Origin of the sequence: Psychrilyobacter sp. (assembly GCF_037132775.1) — a bacterium.
In the GTDB taxonomy this organism is placed as follows: domain Bacteria; phylum Fusobacteriota; class Fusobacteriia; order Fusobacteriales; family Fusobacteriaceae; genus Psychrilyobacter.
Genome location: NZ_JBAHZY010000136.1, coordinates 1 through 7,208, shown reverse-complemented (window position 1 = coordinate 7,208; position 7,208 = coordinate 1). Strand labels below are relative to the sequence as shown.

The 7,208-nt window shown below is 29.8% G+C and carries 7 protein-coding genes and 1 pseudogene; all 8 read right to left on the bottom strand.

All coding sequences use genetic code 11. From position 1 onward, the window contains the following. A partial coding sequence (locus V5784_RS09950; protein ID WP_336888861.1) for a transposase occupies positions 1 to 257 on the bottom strand: 257 nt, incomplete at its 3' end. Between the two features lie 105 nt (positions 258 to 362). Then, on the bottom strand, positions 363 to 665 hold the full coding sequence (gene spoVG / locus V5784_RS09945) for a septation regulator SpoVG (protein WP_336888860.1): 303 nt from the start codon (positions 663 to 665) through the stop codon (positions 363 to 365). Between the two features lie 27 nt (positions 666 to 692). Continuing rightward, positions 693 to 1,562: a 4-(cytidine 5'-diphospho)-2-C-methyl-D-erythritol kinase gene (gene ispE / locus V5784_RS09940; RefSeq protein ID WP_336888859.1), complete on the bottom strand. Its 870-nt coding sequence runs from the start codon at positions 1,560 to 1,562 to the stop codon at positions 693 to 695. A gap of 172 nt (positions 1,563 to 1,734) precedes the next feature. Next, positions 1,735 to 2,004: a S4 domain-containing protein gene (locus V5784_RS09935; RefSeq protein WP_336888858.1), complete on the bottom strand. Its 270-nt coding sequence runs from the start codon at positions 2,002 to 2,004 to the stop codon at positions 1,735 to 1,737. A gap of 99 nt (positions 2,005 to 2,103) precedes the next feature. After that, a pseudogene (locus V5784_RS09930) lies at positions 2,104 to 2,355 on the bottom strand (MazG nucleotide pyrophosphohydrolase domain-containing protein); the annotation flags it as partial. A gap of 30 nt (positions 2,356 to 2,385) precedes the next feature. Beyond that, positions 2,386 to 2,856, bottom strand: coding sequence for a MazG family protein (locus tag V5784_RS09925; protein WP_336888857.1), 471 nt, complete (start codon positions 2,854 to 2,856; stop codon positions 2,386 to 2,388). A 160-nt stretch (positions 2,857 to 3,016) separates the two neighbouring features. Further along, a complete protein-coding gene (locus V5784_RS09920; protein ID WP_336888856.1) occupies positions 3,017 to 3,877 on the bottom strand; it encodes a peptidylprolyl isomerase in 861 nt (286 codons plus the stop codon). 13 nt (positions 3,878 to 3,890) lie between these two features. Further along, positions 3,891 to 6,851, bottom strand: coding sequence for a transcription-repair coupling factor (gene mfd, locus V5784_RS09915; protein ID WP_336888855.1), 2,961 nt, complete (start codon positions 6,849 to 6,851; stop codon positions 3,891 to 3,893). Positions 6,852 to 7,208: the final 357 nt, after the last annotated feature.

The window sequence follows — 7,208 nt, the reverse complement described above, 5'->3', positions numbered from 1 at the left end:
ATATCAAAGTCAATTTCACCAAGAGAAGTTTTAACTCTTTTAGAATTATACCCATTTCGAGTATTAGTTTTATTAGAAGAACGTTGATGTTTAGAGAATCCAAGAGTTTCATCCATCTCACTATCAAGAAGGATGGAAACTACATCTTTAAGTAGATCTTTCATGATAGATTGTAAATCTAAAACATTTTCAATATTATATTTATCCATAATTTCAGCAATTAATGGATCTACCTCTCTTCTTCTTTTCTTAACCATAAAAACCTCCTCAGTTTAATAGATTATATTCTATCAACTAAGAAGGTTAAAATTAATTTACACTAAATTTGGGATACGCCCTTTATTTGTTTTTCTATATTTCTTCTAACCCTCTACGGGTTTTATTTCCTCTGTGTGTTGTATTTCTTTCACAGTTTCATTGTATTTTTTTATAACGATCTCTGTTAAATTTCTTCTTAAATCTGGTGTAATAGGATGAGCTATATCTTTGAATTCGCCATTGGGCATCTTTCTAGATGGCATAGCCACAAACATACCTTTTTGACCATCAATAACCTTTAATCCATGAATAACAAAACTACCATCCAATGTAATGTCTGCATAAGCCTTTAACTTTAATTCATTTTCATTTTTTACTGTTCTCAGTCTTACATCTGTAATATTCATTTTTAGTACTCTCCTTTTTTAGTTTATTCAAAGAAAACTACATATTTCAACTTTGCAGCCCTCTATTGTTGTTTTTATTTTATTATAAATTCGATCTATATTATCTTTTTTTACAAAAGTATAATAACAACTACCACTACCAGACATATGAAACTTTATATCTTGATCTTTTCCTAACTTTTCTAAAATTTTTCTGAATTCGATTATATTTTTATCTTCTAATAACAATCCTTGTTCCAAATGATTTTCCAGAGAATTCTCTAGATCATCTAAGTCACCAGATTTCATTCCCTCTATAATCTTATCTATATCAGCATCTGTTTTATTTTTTAATTTAGCATAATTTTTATATGCTACTACAGTGCTTACACCAAAATTTGGTTTTATCAAAATTATTTTGTCTTTTATATTATTTTCTATTACTTCTAAATTTTCTCCTATTCCCTCTACCCTGCTTGGTTTATTTAAAAGAAAAAACGGGATATCTGCACCAATTTCCTTGGTTATCTCCACTGCTCTTTGAAAGTTTATGGGCTTACCATAATATTCATTCAACGCATTAAAGAAAAATGCACCGTTAGAACTTCCTCCACCAAGGCCAGCTTGAGACGGAATATTCTTTTTTAAATATACTTCTATCATCTGTTTTTCTAATTTTGTTTCCCTATAGAATTCCTTATAAATTTTAGATATTATATTATCTTTTCCTACAGGAATTTCTTTCATATTCGTATCTATCTTCAAATTTCCTTTTATCTCTTTAAAATTTACGGATAATTCATCCGAAAGGGATATAGGAACCATGACCATGTTTAAAAGATGATATCCATTTTTTGCTTTTCCAACTATATTCAATCCTAAGTTTATCTTAGCATTTGATTTTAACTCAATAATCACTGGTACTCCCTTATATATACTTTCAATAATAAACTGTTTTTCACTGATATTTCTATTAATTTGTAGCTATATTTTTATCTCTACCCTATAGATTAACCCTCACTTTAACCACATTTTAGATTTTCTCAACTGAGAATAAACTGAATACTCGTGGTCGAGAGGATAGAAAGACTTATTCTACTATCTCTACCGTTTTCACCTCTAATATTTTGAATAATCCTTCTGCTTCATCTTTTTTAGTACTCCCACTAGGTACTTCTAAAATTTCTACTTTCATGTATTTACTAAAATATTCCAATTCAATTATATCACCCACACTTACTGTTGCTCCTGCTTTTACTATTTTACCATTTAATTTTACCTTCTTGTTATCTAATACCGTCTTTGCTACAGGCCTTCTCTTTATTATTCTAGAGACTTTAAAAAATTTATCTAAACGCATAGTTCCTCCCAATTTCTATATCTTTAAAAAAAAAGATACTATTCCATAATATTTTATACTCTATTTTTTGTTCCTCTCCAAATTAAATATTTTTTAAGGCTATTTCTTTTTCGCTTTATCCCATAATTTGTCCACCTCTTCTAGCGTACTCTTTCCTAGATCACAGTTATTTTCCACGTATCTAAATCTATCTTCAAATTTATTGTTAGTCTTCATCACTGCATCTACTATATCTATATCTAACTTTCGAGCAATATTTACCAAAGTAAAAACAACATCTCCTATCTCTTTCTTTAAATTTTCCCTATCATTTTTTTCATATGCCGCCTTCATCTCTCCTAATTCTTCCTCTAATTTATTTAGTGCTCCTACCTCATCTTCTCAATCAAATCCGACTTTAGCAACTTTAACTTGAAGTTTATATGTCTTGGCTAAAGGTGGATAAATTTTAGGAATCCCGTCTAGGACAAATTTTCTCCCCCTATGTTCCTTCTCCTTTTTCTTTATCTCGTCCCAATTTCTAATTACATCCTTTGTACCTTCTACCTTTATACCTGCAAAAATATGAGGATGTCTTCTAATCAATTTTTCACTGACTTTTTTAGCTACATCATCAATTGTAAACTCCCCTTCTTCTTCTTTAATTAAAGATTGAAAGATAATATTTAACAGAAGTTCTCCTAATTCTCCTTTTAACTCCTCTCCACCTATATCCATAGCTTCTAGATTTTCGTAGGTTTCCTCCAATAAATAAGGTTTCAAACTCTCAATAGTTTGCTCCCTATCCCATGGGCATCCATTAGGAGCCCTTAATTTTTTCATTATATCTACTAACTTATAAAATTCATTCATCTCTTTCCTCCACCAGTTAAAATGTACATATAATATGTATATACTCAATAATAAAGTCTCAATCCAATATATTTACTTCTAGTTTTAATAGTATTTTATTTATCTAAAAAATGCAATAAAATAGGTGGCTTAGCCACCTATTTTATTCTCTATATAACTTTTACTTTTTTATATACTCTTTCTTTAATTTCTCTACCCAAGTTCTATATTCCTCGGCTCTTTTCTTATTTAATAACTCCTTTTCTAAAGATGGTTTTACATCTTCAAAATTTAGATATCCAGCCTCTTTTTTATCTTCAATATATATTATATGATAACCAAATTGTGTTTTAACAACAGTTCCATATATTTTTTCAGGTACTCCTGTAAATGCCGCATCAGCAAATTCTTTTACCATGGAAGTTTTATCAAACCATCCAAGCTCTCCTCCATTTTCAGATGTAGGTCCCTCTGAATATTTTTTTGCCATCTCATTAAAGTTTGCTGGTGTAACCTCTGTTAATATTTTTTCAGCTCTTTTTTTAGCATCTTTTTTTTGAGCCTCAGTCATATCATCACTTACATTTATCAATATATGAGCTGCTTTTATCTGCTCCGGTGTCTTAAAAATTTCCTTATTTTTTTCATATTCAGCCTTTAATTCTAAATCTGTTAACTTTACACCCTCTACTATTTTCTTGTTAACCACATGATTTATCAACAGGTCCTCTTTAACCCCTTCTAAATCTTTTTTATAAGATTCTGTTTCTTCAATCCCTATTTTTACAGCTTCCTGTTTTAACATCTTTCTTACACTTATCTCCTCTATCAGAGCTGCTCTACCCTTCTCAGATTTAGAGTACTCCTTATATTGAGCCGGCAGGGTATCTATTTTTTCCTGTAATTCTGCTTCAGTTAAATTCTCATTCCCAATAACCATAATTACATTTGATTTATCCTTAGTTTCTACCCCTCCCTCTTTTTTATTACAAGCCGTCAATGCCAATGAGGCTATGATCAACACTATTACCATCTTTTTCATTTTTATCCCCCTTTTATTTATAATTTTCAAAGAACTCTTTTATATTTCCCACCTCAATTGCTCCCTCTTTTTGAAGGTATTTTATCTTTTTAGATAGGATTAATTCTTGGATTTTTTCAATATTTATTTTATTTTCTATAAATTTTATTCTATACGATCCATCCTCTGATTTTATACTTTGGATATGATTTTTCTGAGCTATAATCTTTATAGTTAGATATTCAAATAAATCTTCTACAACTCTTGGTAATCGTCCAAACCTATCCTTTATCTCATTTCTTATCTCCTCTAATTCAGAGATCTTATCTATGATAACCAATCTCCTGTATACCACTATTTTTTCTACTTCCTCTATATATTCACTAGGTATGTATCCATGAATTTCTATATCTAAATTAATGTCCTCTACTATAACTTCTTTTCCTTTTATCTTATTTATCTCTTCATATAACATCTTAAGATACATATCGTAACCGAATATTTTTAATGCTCCGTGTTGTTTTTCTCCTAATATTTCCCCTGCTCCCCTTATTTTCATATCTTCCAAAGATAGTTGAAATCCTGCTCCTAGACCTTTTATCTCTTTTATTGATTCTCTTTTTTGTTTTCCTTTTTCAGTTCCACCCTTTAAAGAATCTACTAGTAGATAACAGTAAGCTCTTTTACTGCTTCTGCCTACCCTCCCACGAAGTTGATATACCTGGGATAATCCCAACTTATCAAAATTTTCTATGAGAATTGTGTTGGCATTTTCTATATCTATACCATTCTCTATGATGGTAGTTGTGAGAAGTACATCTATCTCCCCATTTTCAAAGGAGTTTATCTTATGTTTTATCTCATTTGACGGCATCTGACCATGGATAAAGTCTATGATAACATATTCAGGAATTATCTCTTTTAATTCCCTTAGTTTTACCTTCATTCCCTTAACCGAATTATACAGGTAAAAAACCTGCCCCTCTCTAGCCACTTCTTTCATTATGGCATTTTTTATATCACCTTTATTTTTTTCTATAATATAGGTTTCTATGGGTATTCTGTTGGTTGGAGGAGTCTGAATGATAGATATATCCCTTATTCCCAAAAGAGCTAAATTTAATGTTCTAGGAATTGGAGTTGCAGTTAATGTCAGCATATCCACGTTAATCCTCATTGTCTTTAAATGTTCCTTTGCTTTTACTCCAAACTTTTGTTCCTCATCTATTATAACTAGACCTAGATCCTTAAACTTTATATCTTTAGATAATAATCTATGGGTTCCTATAATAAGATCTATCACTCCACCCTTTATTTTTTTTACTACATCGGCCTGTTCTTTGGGGGTTTTCAATCTCGATAGCAATTCCAATTCCAACGGGAAGTTTTGAAATCTCTCTTTAAATCTTTTAAAATGCTGGGTAGCCAAAACTGTGGTAGGAGCCAGCATAACAACTTGCTTTCCATCCATAACTGCTTTAAACGCCGCTCTCATCGCTACCTCGGTTTTTCCATATCCAACATCACCACAGACTATTCTATCCATGACAGATGGTGATTCCATATCCTCTTTTACATCTAATATAGCCTTTAGTTGATCTTTTGTCTCGTTATATGGAAATCCTTCTTCAAACTCCTCCTGCCAAATTGTATCTTTAGTAAATGAATAACCTACATTCATAGCCCTTTTAGCTTGTATTTCCAGAAGCTCTATGGCAAATTTTTCTATCTCTTTTTTTATTTTTTCCTGCCTTTTTCTAAATCCTCTTCTACCTAGTCTAAATATATCAGGAATCATCCCTGGTTCAGATATATAGCGCTCTATTTTATTTAGACTAGCTATAGGAACAAAAAGTTTATCTTCATCTGCATATTTTATCTTTAGATAGTCTGCACCATTTATATCTTCTACTCCCAGATAAACTCCTACACCGTAAGTTTCGTGGATTATATAGTCATTGGGAAGTATTTGATCTATCTTTTTAAATTTTATTCCATCAGCTCTTTTTTCGCTTCTTCTTATCCTTATCCCTTTTAATTCCCTATCTGTTAGGATAAGATCATCTTTATATTTGAATCCCTCATAGTGGGGATTTCTCTCTATTTTTATAGATGTATCATCAAATATTTCAGTATACCTTCTTTTTTCCTCGGTCAAAATTATTATATTTTTCTTTAGAGATAATTTTTTTATATATTCGTAATTTTTATAATTTTCTATCTCCTCATCTTTAAATCTTTCTAACTCTATCTTTTCTGATACTTTCTTGATCTTGGAGTATTCTAGACGAATTTCTTCCTCTTCCTCTCTTTTATTTAAAATATATTCCTCTACCTTATAATCTAATATTTCTTCATTCTCTAAATAGATCTTTCTTTTTCCATTATTTAACCTATCTAACAAGTTTAAAAAAGTATAATTTTCATCTTTATTTTTGTTTATATACATTTGAATTTTATTTAGTTTCTCCATCGATTTCTGGGTTTCAGCATCAAATACACGAATTTCTTCTAAGAAATCATCAAAAAATTCTAAACGAACAGGATGTTTTCCATCAAAAGAAAAAATGTCTAAGATATATCCCCTAAGACTGTATTCTCCTCTTTTTTCAACCAAATAATTTTTTTGAAATCCACTTTTTTCCAACTTCTCTATTATTTTCTTTAATCTGTATTCCTTTCCCACACAAAATTCTAATAGTTCAGAATTTATAAAATATTTTTTAAAGATACTTTCGATAGATATTAATATTTTTGAGTTATTTAGTTTTAATTTTTCTAACAACTCAAAGGTTATACAATCAAACTCCTCCTCTGTATAGTTATAATTCTCTATCTTTAAAACATCTATATCTTCCTTTAATGTGAAATAGTAATCGATTATATTTTTATTAGAAGAGGATATGTATATCACTTGATTATTTTCGGATTCTAAAAAATAAGGGACTCCTCCCCTATATAATTTTCTATTATTGATTGTTGATTTCAACTTCATAAATACCCCTTTATTTTTGTTAGTATACATTTTAAATTCACCTTTTTCAATGGTCTACTCTTAGTATATAGTTAATGTATTTTTTTTATAAAATTAAGTCACTATCTTTTCCTCTTTTTGCCTTATTTCTTCTATAAAGATTTTATCATAGTCTTAAATGAAAAACATAATAAACTTTTTTTCATTTAATTCTAAGTAAAAAAATATTTCTATTATATGGCGGTGAGTCTTGTCAAGCACACCACCACATATTTTCAAGGAAAACTTCATTTGCAGTAAAATAATTTAATACTTTTCGCGGTCTATTTCTAATTCTTTCTACAGTTCTTTCTAACTCATCATCTGGTATTTCTGAAA